Consider the following 15,494-nt stretch of genomic DNA (forward strand, 5'->3'; position numbering starts at 1 on the left):
ATGGGGAGGGTGCGGGGGAAACGTGCGGTGCGATCCCCGATGTGCGTGATCGGCGCGCGTTGTTGACTTGGCCCATGCCGATCGGCCGGTACCCGTTCCACCCCACGAGCGCGTCGTGGCGCTCTCGACCAGCGAGGAGATGAGTCCGGATGAGTGTGCTCAACCTTCAGAACCTGCAGCCACGCGTCAGGCCGAGCAGTGTTGCCGTCCGCAGTACGACCAGCAGCGCCAGCGACTGCTGCAAGGTGAAGGACCCGGGCGGCAACTGATCGATCCGACGGTGAGCTGTGCGGGAGTGCGCCGCACCGTCGCACGTCGGCTATGCCGATCGGCCGGTATCCGTTCCACCCCATGAGCGCGTCATCGCGCTCTCGACCAGCGAGGAGATGATCCGCATGAGCGTGCTCAACCTTCAGAACCTGAAGCCGCGCGTCAGCCAGAGCATGGGTACCCCCATCAGTGTGACCAGCAGCAGCAGCGACTGCTGCAAGGTGAAGGACCCGGGCGGCCGAGAGTAGTCCAACGGTGGGCCGTGCGGGGGTGCGCCGCACCCCCGCACGGCCCACTGCCCTCACCTACCGCCCGCGGCGGTCCCCGGACAAACACACAGAGGCGGACATGCGCGACGAACGATGGGTCTACCGATTCCTCTTCGCCTGGAACAACACGCTGTTCTTCGACCCACTCGATGTCTACTACGAGCCGAGGCCCGACCACTTCCTCGCGCCGCTCGATGAGCAGGAACGGGCGCGATTCGTCCGCAGCGGTATCTGGTGGAGCTACCGGCACAACCCGGACCTGCCGGCGCAGGGTTGGAAGATCCACGTGTCGGCGAGTCAGCGCAATGTGCACCAAGTCGCAGCATCGGTGATCACGTATCTGACCACATGTCATATCGACTTCAAGATCGCTCTTGATCTCAACATATTCGAGATGCTCAATTCCAAGGCCATGTCCCGGGGCAGCGGCGGAAAGCTCGTCACCGTCTACCCGCGCGACGACGACGAGTTCCGCGCGTGCCTGGCTGATCTGGCCCGCATCCTGGACGGCGCCGAGGGCGCCTACGTGCTCTCCGACCTGCGTTACCGGGACAGCAAGGCGCTCTACTTCCGGTACGGCCAGCTCCTCCCCACCCACACCCTGGACGTCCTGGGTCGGCAGCTGCCGCACATCGTCGGCCCGGCCGGCCCGGTCACCGACGACCGGCGCCCCGGGTACGCCCAGCCGCCGTGGCAGCCCTGGCCGTTCACCGACTGGAAGCCGGCGGACGACGCGGACCAAGGCGACCTGCTCGGGGGCCGTTTCCGGGTGACCGGAGCCATCCAGTTCTCCAACTCGGGAGGGGTGTACACGGCCGAGGACACGGCGAACGGCGACCGGCCCGTGGTACTCAAGGAGGCCCGCCCGCACACGAACATCAACCCGCGTCAGGACCACGACGCGGTGGACATCCTCGCCCGTGAATGGACGTTCCTGAACCGGCTGGCCGACACCGGTTCGTTCCCGGTCCCGATCGCCACGTTCCGCCACTGGGAGCACGACTTCATCGCCGAGGAGTTCGTCGACGGCACGGACATCCGCTCGGTGCTGCTCGAACGCAACCCGCTCGCCCGGCCGGGGTTCGCCGTCGAGCAGTCGCGGGAGTTCCTGCGGATCTACCTCGCCGTCTTCCGCGGACTCGCGCGCGCGGTCCGGGCCGCCCACGACCGCCAGGTGATCCTCGGTGATCTCAGCGCAGCGAACCTGCTCGTCGACCCCGACACCTTCGAGGTCACCGTCGTCGACCTGGAGTCCTGCCGGCTGACCGAGGCCGATGCGGTGGACGCACACCTGGAGAAACCGGTCGAACTGTACACACCGGGGTTCAGCCACTCCCGGCGCCGCCTCAACGGGCCCGTGCGGGAGGACGACCTGTACGGCGTGGCGACCACCATGGCGTACTTCATCTTCCCGATCGCGGCCATGTCGTACCTGCGCCCGGACGTCCTCGACCTCTACCGGGTCTTCACTGACGGTCTGGGCTGGCCGGCGCGCATCCACGGCCTGCTCACGGACCTGGCGCAGGCGCGGATCACGCTCACCGAGGTACTCGACTTCCTGGAGCAGGAGGAGGAGGAGGAGCTGGTCGCCGAGGTCAAGGCCGCACCGCCGCGATTGGTCGTCGAGGAGCGGCTCGGGCTGGCCGAGGCCCAGGCCGGGGTGGCCGCCTTCGTCGAGGCCGCCGCCGACACCGACCGGGAAACGCTTTTTCCGGTGGACCCGTTCGCGCACATCACCAACCCGCTGAGCCTCGGCTTCGGAGCGAGCGGCGTCCTGTGGGCGCTGAAGGCATCCGGCGTCCCGATCCGTCCCGAATGGCTGGGTTGGCTGCGCGAGGAGCTGGCCGACATCGACGTCGCCCAGTACCCGGACGGCCTGATGAACGGTCTGGCCGGCGTCGCCTGGGCAGCTGACTCGCTCGGACTCCGCACGCAGGCCCGGCAGTTGCTGGCGCAGGCCAATCGGCGCGCACCGGGGATCGGCGACCACACCTTCTACTACGGCCTCGCGGGCCTGGGCATGACCAATCTCCGCTTCTACCTGGACGGCCACGTCGAACGCGATCTCGCCGCGGCCAAGGAGTGCGCGCAGGTCCTGTGCGACACCGCGCAGTACGACGGGCGGCACGTCTACTGGCTCAACGAGTTCTCGTCCGGCGGGCCGCTGACCGGCCTGGGCTTCGGTCAGGCCGGTGTCGCGATGTTCCTCTTGCGGATGCACCAGATCACGGGGGACGAACGCTGCCTGCGGCTCGGACGCGGCGCGCTGGACTGGGAGATGGCCCATGTCAAGCCCCTGGAAGACGGCCTGGTCATGTTCGAACACCAGGGGACCATGGAGCCGTACGTCGAGGTGGGCTCCGCGGGCGTCGCACAGGTGCTGCTTCGCTACGGCCGGCTGAACGACGCGCGAACCGTCCTGCGCGGGCTGGACCTCACGTACTCGGTGCTGCCAGGGTACGCGTTCGGCATCTCCGGGATCGCCGACGCGCTGCTGGACGCGGCCGCGATCACTGGCGACACCTCCTACCGTGACACCGCACTGCGGCAACTCGACTTCGTGAACAAGGTGTTCCTGTTCGAGCCCGCCGAGCGGTTCGGGATGCCACGTCGTGACGGGGTGGTGCCCCTGGGTGTCCCCGGTGAGGGGCTGCTGCGCTGCTCCTGTGACTACCTGACCGGTTCGGCCGGCGTGCTGCGGGTACTGCACCGCGTGAACCACGGCGGTACGGCCGACTTCCTGCTGGACGAGGTGTCGCGGTGAAGGAGCTGTGGCGCACGCTGCACGGGCACCGGACCCGGTTCGTGGTGATCATGGTCGCCGAAGCGGTCTCGGGTGGCATCGAAGCCCTGGTGCACCCGCTGCTGCTCAAAGCACTGTTCGACACGGCGATCCTGGCCGGGAACTTCCGCAGGTTCCTCGCCCTCGGCGCCGGCTACCTGCTGCTCGGACTCACCCTCAACTACGGGGGCTACTGGATCGCCTGCTGGCGCAAGCGGTTCGAGAACTCGCTGGTCCTGCTGCTGGAGATGGAACTGCTGGACCGCACGCTCGCCCTGGACGGCCGAAAGGTGTCGGAGGCCGGAAACGCCTCCTACGTCAGCCGGGTGCACAACGATGTCTACGAGGGCGTGCTGCCGGCCGTCGACATCTGCATCCGCATCGCGAAGCAGGCGCTCGCGTCCGCCGTCTTCCTCGGTGTGCTGCTGTACCTGTCCTGGCAGGCGAGCTTCATCCTGCTCGTCATCATTCCGCCGCTGGTGGTCGTGAGCAACGCCATCGGCAAGCGGATCGAGGACAACACCGAGCGTGAACGGGACGCGGAGGCGGGGTACATCAACAAGCTGACCCGAACGCTGGACGCCTTCCACGCGCTGCGCGGTCTGCCGTCGCTGCTGCCCGGCACCCGAACGGCGAACAAGGACGGACTGAGCCGCTACCTGGGCATCACCTTCACCAACTACCGGCTCGCCCAGAAGCAGAGCACGCTGAGCGACCTCGTGATGAACCTGTCGGACACCGCCTCGATGGTCACCGGGGCCTACTTCGTCTTCGCCGGACGGATGACGTTCGGCGGCTTTCTCGCCTTCGTGAACTCGCTCTGGCGGGCCGTCACCGGGATCTTCGACCTGGTCAACATGATTCCGCAGGCCCGCCGGAGTACCGCCGTACTCAAGCGGATCCACACCCTGCGCGACTCCCAGGCGACCGCGTACCACGACGAGGGGCCCGCAGTGCTGGTCCACGGCGCCCGGGTCGGGTACGGCGACGGCGTCAACATATCGATCGACGACTTCGAGCTGCGCGCCGGCGAGCACGTCCTGCTCCGGGGCCCCAACGGCTGCGGCAAGACGACGCTCCTGCACATTATCTCCGGGACGCTTGCCCCCGACACCGGGCTGGTCGCGCTGCCGCCCCGAGTGGCGAGCCTGACCGCTCCCGTGAGTCTGCCCCCGCTGCCGGTACGCGAACTGGTCGCCGACGAGCGGCTGCGCACATCGATGGGACTGAACGCCCTGGCTGACCAGCTCCCCTCGGAGCTGTCATCCGGCCAGCGGCAGCGGGTCGGGGTCGCCGCACTCCTGTGTGAGGACGCGGACCTCTACCTCGTCGACGAACCGTTCGCGAACCTCGACGAGAACGGGAGGGACCTGGTGCTCCGGACACTGAAGGAGCAGACCGGGGGACGCGGCCTCCTTGTCGTGCACCACGGTGACGAGGACCTCGACAGCAGCTTTGATCGGGTGGTGACCCTGTCGGGGACTGCCGTGCGCCCCTGAACATCAGCGACCACGTCGAGCAGGTCGTCCCTGGCCTTGTCCGCGATGCCGTGCTGCCGGCAGCGGCGTGTCTCACTCAGCCTTCGGCCTGCCGGCGTGTGGCAAGTGTCGTGGTGAGTTCGACTGTGGCTGGCAGACTGCGCCGGCTAGCGCAGGCGGCTCAGCACGGCGGGGTCCTGCGCGTCGAGCCAGTCGGCCAGTTCGCGGAAGGACACGCAGCGCACGCCGTCTCGCCGGCAGACACTGCGCATCACGTCCTCGGCGGCCTGCACGCCGCTGCCGCCGTCCCCCGCCCGGAGCGGGGTGTCGAGGAGGAACGGTGCCCGGTTGCCCTGGTAGGCGCGTTCGAAGGCGCTCAGGTAGGCGTCCCGGGTCTGCGGCTGCTGGGGCGCGAACTGCCACAGGCCGTCGACCTGGCTCGGCCAGGCCGGTGAGCCGCCGTCAGCGCTCGCGTCATAGCGCCAGTTGGCCGCCTGCTCGGCCGGGAGGAGGTTCGGCCGGCCTTCCGGACACGGCGTGCGGCCGCCCACCAGCTCGCTCGAGTAGTCGAAGGGCAACGGGGGTAGGTCCGCGAAGCCCGTGTTCGTCTTCCAGAACCGGACGAAGGAGGAGGAGAGGTCGAGTTCGCCCGCCCAGTCCTGGGTGCTCCAGGCCGCCGCGCCGCCGGAGCCGCAGAACCGGCCGTTGAAACCGCTGCCGATCTCGTCGCCATCAAGCCACGCCCGGCCCAGCTGCGACAGCGTCGCCTTGATCACGTCATCGGTGGGCAGCGGGCCGCCCGCGTCACCGACGGCGTGCTGCGGCGCCTGGTAGAGCGTCCCCTTCGCCGCCGGCAGCAGATCGATCCCCCGCAGGAAGAACGTCGTCCGGGCGCTGCTCGCCTCGGCCGCCGTCCGGACCTGGGAGAAGAGGTGGCTGTCGTCCTCCACCGCGCCGTCCCAGGAGAAGACGGCGAACTGCGGGGGCCGCTCGCCCGGCTTGAGCTTGTCGACGGGTGGCTGCGCGGGCTGCGGTCCGGTGTCCGCAGCGGAGCCGTCGTCGACCAGCGTCACCGTGCGGGCCCCGCCGCTGCTCGGCGTGCCGGCCACCGGGACGGCGCCGACGCTCGGCGGCTTCGGCGCGGCGCCTGCGGGCATCAGGGCGAGTGCCACCAGGACTCCCGCCACGACCATCGCGGCGGTGCCACGAGAGCTGCGCACCATCGACCTTCCTCCGCTGACCATGGCTCGCTCATTCATACGGGTCACCCGGCTCCGAGGTACCTGTCAACTGCTGCGCGGCCAGTACGGGCAGGGCCCCGCCCTGACCGGGCGGGCCGTCGGGCTGCCAGATGCCGACGATCCGCACCCAGGCGCCGCTCGGCGGCGCGCCGACGCCGCGGATCTCGACCTTGCTGGTCTGCGCGTCCGCGGCGCAGCAGCTGATGGTCAGCCGGGCGAGGTACCAGCCGCCGTCCTTCTTCGGGGTGGCGAAGCCGGTGAGTTCCACGCGGCGGCCCTTCAGCGAGGCGTTGGAGTCCCAGAGCGCCAACGCGTCGAAGTCGGCCAGCCGCAGCGGCAGCGGGTCGGTGGCGGCCAGCGGCGGGAAGCCGCCCGCGCCGGCCGGCTTGACGGTGGTGTCGACCGAGCGCTGTGCGGTGTAGGCGCCCAGCGCGTCGGGCGCGATCAGGAAGATGCCGAGCACCGGCAGCGTCAGCAGCCAGGCGATCCGCGAACCGCCGTGGGCGTGCCCGTGGTGGGCGTGTGCGTGGCCGTGATCGTCGTCGTGCTGCCCGCCGCGCCACAGGTCCCGCACGACGCAGACCGCGCTGACCAGGCCGATCAGGACCAGCAGCACACCGGTGGCGACCAGATACGGCCGCAGCGCCTTGCGCACGTACCGCAGGTAGAGCTCGCTGAACAGCGAGATGTGCAGCACCGCCGCGCCCAGCAGCACCTGCAGGACCGCCCGGACCTCGCGCCTCACAGCAGCGCCCATCCCACCAGCGCGGCGGTGGCCACCGCGACCACGAAGGTCGCGGCGGAGAACCGCCAGGCGAACGCGCGGCCGAAGGTACCCGCCTGAAGGGCGATCAGCTTCGTGTCCACCATCGGGCCGACCACCATGAACGCCAGCCGGGCCACTGGCGAGAAGCCGCTCAGCCCGGCGGCGACGAACGCGTCCGCCTCCGAGCAGACCGCCAGCAGGACCGCGAGCAGCGCCAGCACCAGCACCGACACCCCGGGGATGCCCGCGACGGAGCCGAGCACCGCGCGCGGCACTGCCACGTTCAGGGTGGCCGCCGTCATGCCGCCGATCACCAGGAACCCGCCCGCGTGCAGGAAGTCCTCCTCCAGCGAGGCCCGGAACGTCCCCCACCGCCCCCGGTCCCCCGTCGGCTCGACCAGCACCCGCGGCCGCAGCCACTCGGGACGGCCGAAGCGCGCCCACAGCAGGCCCATCACCACGGCCGTGGCCAGCGAGGCGACCAGCCGGGCCAGCACCATCTCCGGATGGCCCCGGAAGGCGACACTGGTCGCGACCAGCACCACCGGATTGATCGCGGGCGAGGAGAGCAGGAACGCGAGCGCGGCGGCCGGCGCCACCCCGCGGGCGATCAGCCGGCCGGCCACCGGCACCGACGCGCACTCGCAGCCGGGCAGCACCACCCCCGCCACACCGGCGATCGGGACCGCGAGGACCGGGTTCTTCGGCAGCGCCCGCTCCAGGAAGGAGGTCGGGACGAACGCGGCGACGGCCGCGGACAGCACGGTGCCGAGCAGCAGGAACGGCAGCGCCTGGACGCAGATCGCGATGAAGACCGTCATCCAGGCCTGCAGCCAGGGCGTGCTGTGCCAACCGCCCGTCAGACGCGAGCAGAGCAGCAGGGCCAGCATGCCGACGACCAGCAGCTCCAGCGAGCGGCTCCGCCGGCGGGGCGTCGACGGCTCAGCCGTGGTGTCGACGTCGGCGTCGACGTCGGCCTGGCGAAGCACGTCCATGATCATCTCGTCCGCCATGCCGGCCTGTCGCTCCCCCGGGTCACCCTCAGCCGCAGTCACCCGGACGGGCACCTGCGGCTGAGTTTAGGCCATCTGCCTGCGGCGAACGGGCGGCGGCCACCTCGCGGCGGCGGGAAGCGGGACGCGGTGGGGTGGCCGCCGGGCGCCGGCCCTCAAGCTGACCGCCGCCACGGCTGACTCGGCCGCTGCGCCCGCTTCGAGCGCCGCCCCCGCCACGACCTCCAAGAGTGCCGCGAGCGACTCGACCGCTCGAGCCCTGGGCGTCGCCGGGATCGTCGTGGGTGTCCTCGGTGTCGCTACGGCAGCAGTGCTCGGTCTGCGCCGCCGTAGCGGCGGCGGTACCGCGCAGGAGTAGCAGACGCGAGATCCGCCGGCAGAGCGGTGCCCCGGTCCGTGCGGGCCGGGATGCCGCTCTGTCAGGCGGCCGTCGTGGCCAGGTTGTCCAGCGTGCCGTTCTTGGCCTGGGCGACGAGGTCGCGGAACTGCTCCTCGCTCATCTGCACCTGCTGCCCGAAGTCGTCGGTGATCCTCACCCGCCGGTCCTCGGGTGCCGCCGGGTCCAGAAAGAGCTGTGGGCAGCCGCAGTTGCAGTTCCCGCAGAACGTCGCGATCGGTTCCGAGCCGGTGCTGTTCATCTGTGCCACCCCGGGTTGCCCCTGTCGTGATTGTGGTCCGTCGCCTCTTCGATGCCCGGTCGCCTGGTGGTCTCAAACCCTTTGCAGGGCAAGGTAATTCGGTGTGCGAGCTGCGGTTTTCCGGATAGTGGGGAGTGGTCGAGGCCGCCGTTCAAGGTGCCGAAAATCCTGGCGGGATGCGGGAACTCGGGCGGAGTTCCGACCGACTACCTGGGCGGGCTCGCATTGGCGGTCCCAGCGAATCCGGATCACCAGGAGAGTCCCATGCGTTCTCGCGCTTTGTGCGGTGCGGCCGCCGCGGTTGCCCTTTTCGTCACGGGTTGCGGCAGCAATGCCAAGTCGGGCGATTCAGCGGCGACGGCCGGGGCGAGAGCATCCACGACCGCCGCCTACCCCGTCAAGGTCACCGACTGCGCGGGGGCGCAGACCAATTTCACGTCCGCCCCGCAGAAGATCGTCACCAGCAACGCCTCCAGCCTGGAGATGCTGCTGTGGCTCGGCGCGGGGGACCGGGTGATCGGCACCGGCTTTCCGCCCGGTGTCGGCACCATGCCGGCCCAGTTCGCCGGCCAGGCCGTCAAGGTGCCGGTGCTGGGTCAGACGGTCATCGCCAAGGAGAAGCTGCTCGGCTCCGGCGCCGACCTGTACGTCGATACCTTCGCCGCCATGGGTTCGATGGGCGGGGCGATGGGCTCCGCCCCCACCGAGCAGGAGTTCGCCGCCGCCGGCATCAAGCACATCTACCTGCACTCCACGGCCTGCGCCACGATGCTGAAGGGCCCGCAACAGGACCTCTCCCAGGTCGAGGCCGACATCAGGAGCCTGGGCGCGGTCACCGGCACCTCGGCCAAGGCCGATGCGCTGGTGGCGGGGATGGAGCAGAAGGTCGGCGCGGTGCGAACAGCCCTCAAGGGCGTCAGCGCGGACCAGGAGCCGTCGTACTTCTTCTTCGACTACGACGCCGGGACGAAGCAGCCGATGGCCGAGTGCGACAAGCAGGTCGCTAATGCGGTGATCACCCTGGCCGGCGCCCGGAACATCTTCGGCGACTGCGACGGGGTCTTCAAGGCGGTCTCCTGGGAGGACGTGGTCGCCAAGAACCCCGACTGGATCCAGCTCGGCGTGCGCAACCAGGGCAGCGACGCGGCGAACCAGAAGGCATTCGACGCGGCCGAGCAGTTCCTGAAGGACTTCCCGGCTACCAAGGGCCTCAAGGCCGTCCAGGAAGGCCACTTCGTGCGGATCGGCTCGGAGGTGACCACCATCGCCGGCGTCCGCGACGCCGACACCGTCCAGCAGATCGCCCACATCATCCACCCCGACCTGGTCAAGGACGGCCAGTAGATGACCATCGAAGCGGTCGTGGCGGCCGGCCGCCGGCCCGTACGCACCGTTCCGGTCGGCCTGGTCGCCGCGGTGCTGGCCGTCGCCCTGCTCGTTGCGCTCACCGTCGCGGTGTCGCTGGGCGCGGTCGACATCCCTGTCGGCGAGGTGTGGACGGTGGTCGGCCGCCGACTGGCGGGGGACACGCCGCAGCCGGGCACCCGCGACCTGATCGTCTGGCAACTGCGGGCACCACGAGCCCTGTTGGCGGCAGTGGTCGGAGCGGGGCTCGGCCTGGTCGGCACGGCCGTCCAGGCGATGGTCCGCAATCCGCTGGCCGACCCCTACCTGCTGGGCATCTCCTCCGGCGCGTCGCTGGGCGCGGTCGCGATGATCGTCCTCGGTGCCGGGGTGGGCTCGGCCGTCGGGATCGGAGTCTCCTCGGCGGCGTTCGCCGGGGCGCTGGCCTCTTTCGCGCTGGTGTGGACCCTCGCCCGGCGCGGGGGAGGCTTCGCGCCGATGCGGCTGGTGCTGGCGGGCGTGGGGATCGGGCAGTTCCTGTCCGGGTTCACCAGCTTCCTCGTGCTGCAGGCCGGCGACGACCAGCAGACCCGCGGCGTCCTGTTCTGGCTGATGGGCAGCCTCGGCGGCGCCACTTGGAGCCAACTACCGCTCCCTGTCGCTGCCGTGGCCCTGGGCCTGCTCGTGCTGCAGGGGCGCGCCCGCTCCCTCAACGCGCTGCTGATGGGCGACGAGACGGCCGCCGGACTCGGCGTGGACGTCACCCGGCTGCGGCGCGAACTCTTCGCGGTGACCAGCCTGCTGACCGGCGTCCTGGTCGCCGTCTCCGGGGCGATCGGCTTCGTCGGTCTGCTGGTGCCGCACGTCTGCCGCCTGATGGTCGGGGGCGACCACCGCCGTCTGCTGCCCCTCTCGGCGCTGGCCGGGGCGGTGCTGCTGGTCGTGGTGGACACCGTCGCCCGTACCGCACTCGCCGCGCAGGAGGTGCCGATCGGCGTGGTGACCTCCCTGATTGGCGCACCCGTCCTGCTCTACCTGCTGGACCGACGCCTGGAGCGCAGTTGAGAATCGCCATCGAGGATCTGACCGTCACCCTCTCCGGGCGCCAGGTGCTCTCCGGCGTCCATCTGCTCGCGGCGGAGGGCGAGATCGCCGGACTCGTCGGCCCCAACGGCAGCGGCAAGTCGACTCTGCTGCGCACCGTCTACCGGCATCTGAAGCCGTCGGCGGGCCGGGTGCTGCTGGCCGGCCGGGACCTGCGGTCGATGACGCCGGTCGAGGCCGCCCGGCACATCGCCGCGCTGCCTCAGGAGCGCGGTGGTGACTTCGAGTTCAGCGTCCGCGAGGTCGTGGCGATGGGCCGCGCCCCGTACCAACGGGCCTTCGTGGGGGAGGATGCCACTGATCGTGAGGTCGTGGCCGAGGCCCTCGCTCACGTCGGTCTCAGTGGGCACGAGGGACGGAGCTTCGCCGCACTCTCCGGAGGTGAGCGCCAACGGGTGTTGCTGGCACGGGCGTTCGCCCAGCAGCCGGACGTCCTGGTGCTGGACGAGCCGACCAACCACCTCGACGTGCAGCACCAGGTGGAGCTACTGGCCCTGCTGCGCGCCCAGCGCCGGACGACGCTGATCTCGCTGCACGACCTCAACGCGGCCGCCTCGCTCTGCGACCGGCTGCACGTACTGCACGAGGGAGCGGTGGTGGCCTCGGGGTCGCCGCGCGAGGTGCTCACCCCGGAGCTGCTGGCGGCGGTGTTCGGGGTCCGCGCGGCGGTGCTGGAGCACCCGCTCACCGGTGACCCGCTGATCGCCTTCGACCACCGTGCGCCCGCACCGCAGGACGCGCCCGAACCGGTGTGAAGCCCGGCGCCCACTTGTTCAGGGTGGGCGCCGGGCTTCACAGTGTCTACCAGGCTTCGACGTGGCTGGGCCGGCCGTCGCGGACGATGACGCGGCCGAGCTGTTCGGCCTCGCTGCGGCGCATCAACTCCCAACCTCCGTCGCGGCGGTGGACAACAGTGGAGTGCCACGGTGTGCTCCAGGCGTCCTGGGCGTCGAGCAGCCGGATGCCGAACTTGGCGCTGCCGCGCCGCTGCGGGTGGATGGACAGCCGCACAGAGCGGGTGTGGTGCTCGGCGATGAGGTCGCCCCAGGCCCGGCTGCGCTGGATGACGCCGTAGGCGCGCTGTCTGCACTCGCGCTGGAGGGCCGATCTGGTGCCCTCGAAACCGACCGTGTCCTCGGTCAGGAACCGGGTGATGCCCCGGTAGAGGGCCAGGGTGGCCTCGTCGGACTTCACCTCGACGCGCAACTCCTCGACGGTGGGCGCGTACTGGGAGTGCACGTGGGCGCGCTTAGCGTCGTAGGGGAGGTCGCCGAGGACGTCGCGCAGGTCGAACACCGAGAGGTGGTCGAGGTGTTCGCGCCGGATCATGGCGGCAAGTTCGTCGGCGTAGGCGTCGATGTGGTCGTCCGGGACGTGGATCAGGTCGCCGAAGATGTGCCCGTCGGAGCAGATCACCATCCTGGCGCCGGGCGCGTACACCTCATGGATGGCCGAGCAGAGGCCGTTGAGGAAGGTGAGGGAGAGGCGTTCGCCCTCGTCGGGGAGATGGCCGAGGACCTTGGCGGGGCTCGGGGACTTGCAGGGGAAGCCGGGCAGCGTGATGACGATCGGGTCCTCGGCGCGGACGAAGTCAGCTATCTGGCGCAGCTGTTCGGGGAAGCTGTCGATGCCGCCGGTGGTGTCGGGGTCGGCGGTGCGGCGGTGGGGCAGGAGCAGGTTCAGGATGGCGGCGCAGGTGCGTGCGACGGACGGCGCGTGCGGTGTACTGGTGCCGACGGGCGGCATGCGGTCCTCCACGAGGGCATGGCGGGATGGCGCCTCGGCGCTGCGGCCAAGGCGCATGTGGTCAGGGAGGTCAGGGATTCGGCGGTGCGTCAGGTGCGCTTGTCGTAGGCGACGGGCAGCTTGTTGACGCCGCGGGCCAGCACCGCGGGGATCCAGACGAGATCGTTCAGGTCGCCGGCGGGCCGAAGACCGGGCAGACGGGTGAGCAAAGTGGCGATGGCGACCTGGAGTTCGGCGCGCGCGAGAGCCGCGCCGGGGCAGAAGTGGATACCGTGGCCGAAGGCGAGGTGGGAGTTCGGCGTGCGCTCCAGGTCGAGAGTGTCGGCGTCGGGGAACTGCTCGGGGTCGCGGTTGGCCGCGCAGAGCGAGATGATCACGGAGTCGCCGGCCGGGATGCGGGTGCCGTGCAGGTCGCTGTCCTCGGCGAAGAACCGCCAGGTGGTGAGCTCGAACGCGCTGTCGTAGCGCAGGAGTTCCTCGATCGCCCGGGGCATGAGGGCGGGCTCCTCGCGCAGTCGGGCGAGCTGGTCGGGATGGCGCAGCAGCGTGATCAGCATGGTGGTGATCTGGTTGGTGACCGGCTCCTGGCCGGCGACCAGGAGCTGGAAGATCATGGAGTCCAGTTCCTCCTTGCTGAGTTCCCCCCTCTCCTGGGCGACGACGAGGCGGCTGAGCAGGTCGTCGTCCCAGTGCGCGCGCTTGTGGGCGACGACGTCGGCGATATAGGTCTGCAGGCCGCGCAGCCGGCCTTCGTAGGCAGGACGGCCGGGGTCCTGTGGTCCGACGGGCTGGACGACCTTGCCCCAGTCCCGGTCGAACCTGGTCGCCAGCTCGGGGGGCAGGCCGATGACCTCGGCGAGGACCTGGAAGGGGTAGTGCGCGGCGAAGCCCTGGACGAGATCGGCGCCGCTCTCGTCCGGAAGAGCGTCGACCAGGGTGTCCGCCAGGTCCTGGAAGCGAGGGCGCAACTCCTCGATGCGGCGCGGCGCGAACGCGTCCAGGACCAGGCGGCGCATGTCGGTGTGCTTGGGCGGGTCCTGGTGCAGCAGGTGGACCTGGAGCTGGGAGTGCTGCGGCTCGGGCATGATCGAGGCCAGGCTGCGCCAGTAGTCGTTGCCCAGGGCGTGGTTCTTGCCCAGGCGCGGGTCGTTCAGCGAGTGGTGAGCGGCGTCATGGCCGGTGACCAGCCAGGCGGCGATGCGGCTGGGGAAGCGGACCCGGTGGACGGGGCCGGCCTCGCGCATCTCGCGGTAGAGGTCGTACGGGTCGCTCTTGTAGGCGGCGCCGTACAGCGGTATCGGCTCGGCCGTGGTGGCGCCAGTGACCGGGCAGTGGGGGGTGACGGTCGGGTCGTGCTCGGGCTGGGTCATGAAACGGGTTCCTTCGGGCGGGGGGCAGAGGGTGATCGTCGGGTGGCAGTGCCGTGGAAGGCGAGCAGGAGCGCGGCTGAGCAGGCGGCGGCTGCGGCGAGTCCCAGTCCGGCTCGTACGCCGCCGGGGCCGGAGCCGCTCAGGCCCCACGCCGCGGTGGCGAGCGCCGGCCCGAGGGTGAAGCCGAGGCTGCGCGCCAGCTGTACCGCCGACCCACCTGTGGCGATCCGGTCCGGTGGTAGGGCGGTCATCACCAGTGACTGGACCGGCCCGCCGTACAGGCCCATGCCGATGCCGGCCAGCGCGAGCCGCCATGCGATATCGGGAAGCGACCGTCCGGTGCTCAGCGGGACGAGCAGCAGCAGGCCGACTGCGGTCACGGTGGCGCCGATGGCGGCGAGCCGTCGGGCGCCGAAGCGGTCCGCGAGCCGTCCGCCGAGCGGCCCGGCCAGGCCCATCCCGAGTGGGAAGCAGAGCGTGGTCAGCCCGGTGGCGGTGGCGCTCACGGCATCGTCCTGCTGGAGGTGCAGGGCGAGTACGTAGCGCATCGCGGCGAAGGCCGCCGCCAGAGCGAGGACGGCCCCGTGGACCCCGTACGTCCCGGAGTCCCGCAGTGCCGAGCTGATGGGCCGCGCGCCGGGTCTTCTCCACCAGAGCGCGGTCAGCGGCAGAGCCACGACGGCCAACAGCAGCCATGCGGGGGAGCCGGGGGAGAGGGTCAGCGCCAGGAGCAGCGCCGCCACCGCGCCTCCGACCAGGCCGGCGTCACCCAGTGAGGCCCGGTCGGGTAGCCGCAGCCCGCCCCCCAGCGGCGCGTCTCGGTAGGCGATCACCAGGGCGGCGACGCAGACCGGCAACTTGACCAGGAATATCGCCCGCCACCCGAGGTGGTCGAGCAGCAGGCCGCCCAATGCCGGCCCGGTCACCGCACCGAGTGGGCCGAGCGTGGCGGGCACGCTCATCGCCCGCCCGCGCAATTCGGGCCGTACCGACCGGGCGGCGAGCACCGGCATCAGCACGAAGAGGACGGCTCCGAAAGCGCCTTGGGCCAGCCGGGCGGTGATCAGCCAGGCCGCCCAGGGTGCGGCCGCAGCCGCCGCACTGCACAGCGCGAAGCCGCCGACCGCGAACAGCAGCGCGGCGCGTGTCCCGACCTGGTCCAGCCATCGACCGGCAGGCAACAGCAGTGCCACGAGCGGGAGTTGGTAGCCGAGCGCGGCCCACTGGGCAGTACCGGCGGAGATCCCGAAGCTACGCGAGAGATCGGGGAGGGCGAGATTGACGATGTTCATGTCGAGCATCGCCACGAAGGACAGCATCCCGGCGACTGCGACCAGACTCCAACGGTCCTTGACGGCAGGCTGGTTGAGCGCTGCGGTGGAGGCCATGACGGTCAGTCCCTCTGTCGTGACGGACACCGTCGGGCGACGGCGTCCGTCACAGCAGTCGGCCGCAGGCCGCCGGAAGTTCCGA

General features: G+C 70.6%; 14 protein-coding genes. 7 read left to right on the top strand and 7 right to left on the bottom strand.

The annotated features are described in order from the left end of the window. The first annotated feature begins 149 nt into the window (after nucleotides 1–149). The 4 genes from P3T34_RS37990 to P3T34_RS38005 all read left to right on the top strand — a co-directional run bounded on the left by P3T34_RS37990 (nucleotide 150) and on the right by P3T34_RS38005 (nucleotide 4,820). Nucleotides 150–269: a class III lanthipeptide gene (locus P3T34_RS37990; RefSeq protein ID WP_280671130.1), complete on the top strand. Its 120-nt coding sequence runs from the start codon at nucleotides 150–152 to the stop codon at nucleotides 267–269. A gap of 126 nt (nucleotides 270–395) precedes the next feature. Continuing rightward, nucleotides 396–518 carry a class III lanthipeptide gene (locus P3T34_RS37995; protein ID WP_280671132.1) on the top strand — a complete coding sequence of 41 codons (123 nt, stop codon included), beginning with the start codon at nucleotides 396–398 and terminating at the stop codon, nucleotides 516–518. 100 nt (nucleotides 519–618) lie between these two features. Continuing rightward, nucleotides 619–3,303 carry a class III lanthionine synthetase LanKC gene (gene lanKC / locus P3T34_RS38000; protein WP_280671134.1) on the top strand — a complete coding sequence of 895 codons (2,685 nt, stop codon included), beginning with the start codon at nucleotides 619–621 and terminating at the stop codon, nucleotides 3,301–3,303. Beyond that, entirely contained in the window at nucleotides 3,300–4,820 is a 1,521-nt protein-coding gene (locus P3T34_RS38005; RefSeq protein WP_280671136.1) for an ABC transporter ATP-binding protein, read from the top strand. Before lanKC ends, P3T34_RS38005 begins: the two co-directional genes overlap by 4 nt. A gap of 146 nt (nucleotides 4,821–4,966) precedes the next feature. On the opposite strand, the gene P3T34_RS38010 is transcribed toward P3T34_RS38005, so the two are convergent. The 4 genes from P3T34_RS38010 to P3T34_RS38025 all read right to left on the bottom strand — a co-directional run bounded on the left by P3T34_RS38010 (nucleotide 4,967) and on the right by P3T34_RS38025 (nucleotide 8,457). Then, entirely contained in the window at nucleotides 4,967–6,022 is a 1,056-nt protein-coding gene (locus P3T34_RS38010; protein ID WP_280671138.1) for a hypothetical protein, read from the bottom strand. 28 nt (nucleotides 6,023–6,050) lie between these two features. Continuing rightward, nucleotides 6,051–6,785 carry a TIGR03943 family protein gene (locus tag P3T34_RS38015; RefSeq protein WP_280671140.1) on the bottom strand — a complete coding sequence of 245 codons (735 nt, stop codon included), beginning with the start codon at nucleotides 6,783–6,785 and terminating at the stop codon, nucleotides 6,051–6,053. Continuing rightward, entirely contained in the window at nucleotides 6,782–7,696 is a 915-nt protein-coding gene (locus tag P3T34_RS38020; RefSeq protein ID WP_280672647.1) for a permease, read from the bottom strand. Before P3T34_RS38020 ends, P3T34_RS38015 begins: the two co-directional genes overlap by 4 nt. Before the next feature lie 542 nt (nucleotides 7,697–8,238). Next, on the bottom strand, nucleotides 8,239–8,457 hold the full coding sequence (locus P3T34_RS38025; protein ID WP_280671142.1) for a hypothetical protein: 219 nt from the start codon (nucleotides 8,455–8,457) through the stop codon (nucleotides 8,239–8,241). Nucleotides 8,458–8,721: 264 nt separating this feature from the next. On the opposite strand from P3T34_RS38025, the gene P3T34_RS38030 reads away from it, so the two are divergent. The 3 genes from P3T34_RS38030 to P3T34_RS38040 are packed head-to-tail and all read left to right on the top strand — an operon-like array spanning nucleotide 8,722 to nucleotide 11,660. Further along, a complete protein-coding gene (locus P3T34_RS38030) occupies nucleotides 8,722–9,801 on the top strand; it encodes an ABC transporter substrate-binding protein (RefSeq protein WP_280671144.1) in 1,080 nt (359 codons plus the stop codon). Further along, nucleotides 9,802–10,866 carry an iron ABC transporter permease gene (locus P3T34_RS38035; RefSeq protein ID WP_280671146.1) on the top strand — a complete coding sequence of 355 codons (1,065 nt, stop codon included), beginning with the start codon at nucleotides 9,802–9,804 and terminating at the stop codon, nucleotides 10,864–10,866. After that, nucleotides 10,863–11,660 (top strand): ABC transporter ATP-binding protein, encoded by a 798-nt coding sequence (locus tag P3T34_RS38040; RefSeq protein WP_280671148.1) that lies wholly within the window; start codon nucleotides 10,863–10,865, stop codon nucleotides 11,658–11,660. The genes P3T34_RS38035 and P3T34_RS38040 overlap by 4 nt, the downstream gene beginning before the upstream one ends. A gap of 46 nt (nucleotides 11,661–11,706) precedes the next feature. Here the strand turns inward: P3T34_RS38040 and P3T34_RS38045 are convergent, their stop codons facing one another. The 3 genes from P3T34_RS38045 to P3T34_RS38055 all read right to left on the bottom strand — a co-directional run bounded on the left by P3T34_RS38045 (nucleotide 11,707) and on the right by P3T34_RS38055 (nucleotide 15,409). Beyond that, nucleotides 11,707–12,651: an isocyanide synthase family protein gene (locus tag P3T34_RS38045; RefSeq protein ID WP_280671150.1), complete on the bottom strand. Its 945-nt coding sequence runs from the start codon at nucleotides 12,649–12,651 to the stop codon at nucleotides 11,707–11,709. Between the two features lie 89 nt (nucleotides 12,652–12,740). Beyond that, nucleotides 12,741–14,021: a cytochrome P450 gene (locus P3T34_RS38050; protein WP_280671151.1), complete on the bottom strand. Its 1,281-nt coding sequence runs from the start codon at nucleotides 14,019–14,021 to the stop codon at nucleotides 12,741–12,743. Beyond that, nucleotides 14,018–15,409: an MFS transporter gene (locus P3T34_RS38055; RefSeq protein ID WP_280671153.1), complete on the bottom strand. Its 1,392-nt coding sequence runs from the start codon at nucleotides 15,407–15,409 to the stop codon at nucleotides 14,018–14,020. Before P3T34_RS38055 ends, P3T34_RS38050 begins: the two co-directional genes overlap by 4 nt. Nucleotides 15,410–15,494: the final 85 nt, after the last annotated feature.

Origin of the sequence: Kitasatospora sp. MAP12-44 (assembly GCF_029892095.1) — a bacterium.
In the GTDB taxonomy this organism is placed as follows: domain Bacteria; phylum Actinomycetota; class Actinomycetes; order Streptomycetales; family Streptomycetaceae; genus Kitasatospora.

Bases quoted from the DNA above. Each gene is read 5' to 3' on its own strand.
- P3T34_RS38055 (WP_280671153.1), bottom strand. From the start codon at position 15,409: ATGGCCTCCACCGCAGCGCTCAACCAGCCTGCCGTCAAGGACCGTTGG.
- P3T34_RS38025 (WP_280671142.1), bottom strand. From the start codon at position 8,457: ATGAACAGCACCGGCTCGGAACCGATCGCGACGTTCTGCGGGAACTGC.
- P3T34_RS38045 (WP_280671150.1), bottom strand. From the start codon at position 12,651: ATGCCGCCCGTCGGCACCAGTACACCGCACGCGCCGTCCGTCGCACGC.
- P3T34_RS38020 (WP_280672647.1), bottom strand. From the start codon at position 7,696: ATGCTGGCCCTGCTGCTCTGCTCGCGTCTGACGGGCGGTTGGCACAGC.
- lanKC (WP_280671134.1), top strand. From the start codon at position 619: ATGCGCGACGAACGATGGGTCTACCGATTCCTCTTCGCCTGGAACAAC.
- P3T34_RS38050 (WP_280671151.1), bottom strand. From the start codon at position 14,021: ATGACCCAGCCCGAGCACGACCCGACCGTCACCCCCCACTGCCCGGTC.
- P3T34_RS38035 (WP_280671146.1), top strand. From the start codon at position 9,802: ATGACCATCGAAGCGGTCGTGGCGGCCGGCCGCCGGCCCGTACGCACC.
- P3T34_RS37995 (WP_280671132.1), top strand. From the start codon at position 396: ATGAGCGTGCTCAACCTTCAGAACCTGAAGCCGCGCGTCAGCCAGAGC.
- P3T34_RS37990 (WP_280671130.1), top strand. From the start codon at position 150: ATGAGTGTGCTCAACCTTCAGAACCTGCAGCCACGCGTCAGGCCGAGC.
- P3T34_RS38010 (WP_280671138.1), bottom strand. From the start codon at position 6,022: ATGGTGCGCAGCTCTCGTGGCACCGCCGCGATGGTCGTGGCGGGAGTC.
- P3T34_RS38030 (WP_280671144.1), top strand. From the start codon at position 8,722: ATGCGTTCTCGCGCTTTGTGCGGTGCGGCCGCCGCGGTTGCCCTTTTC.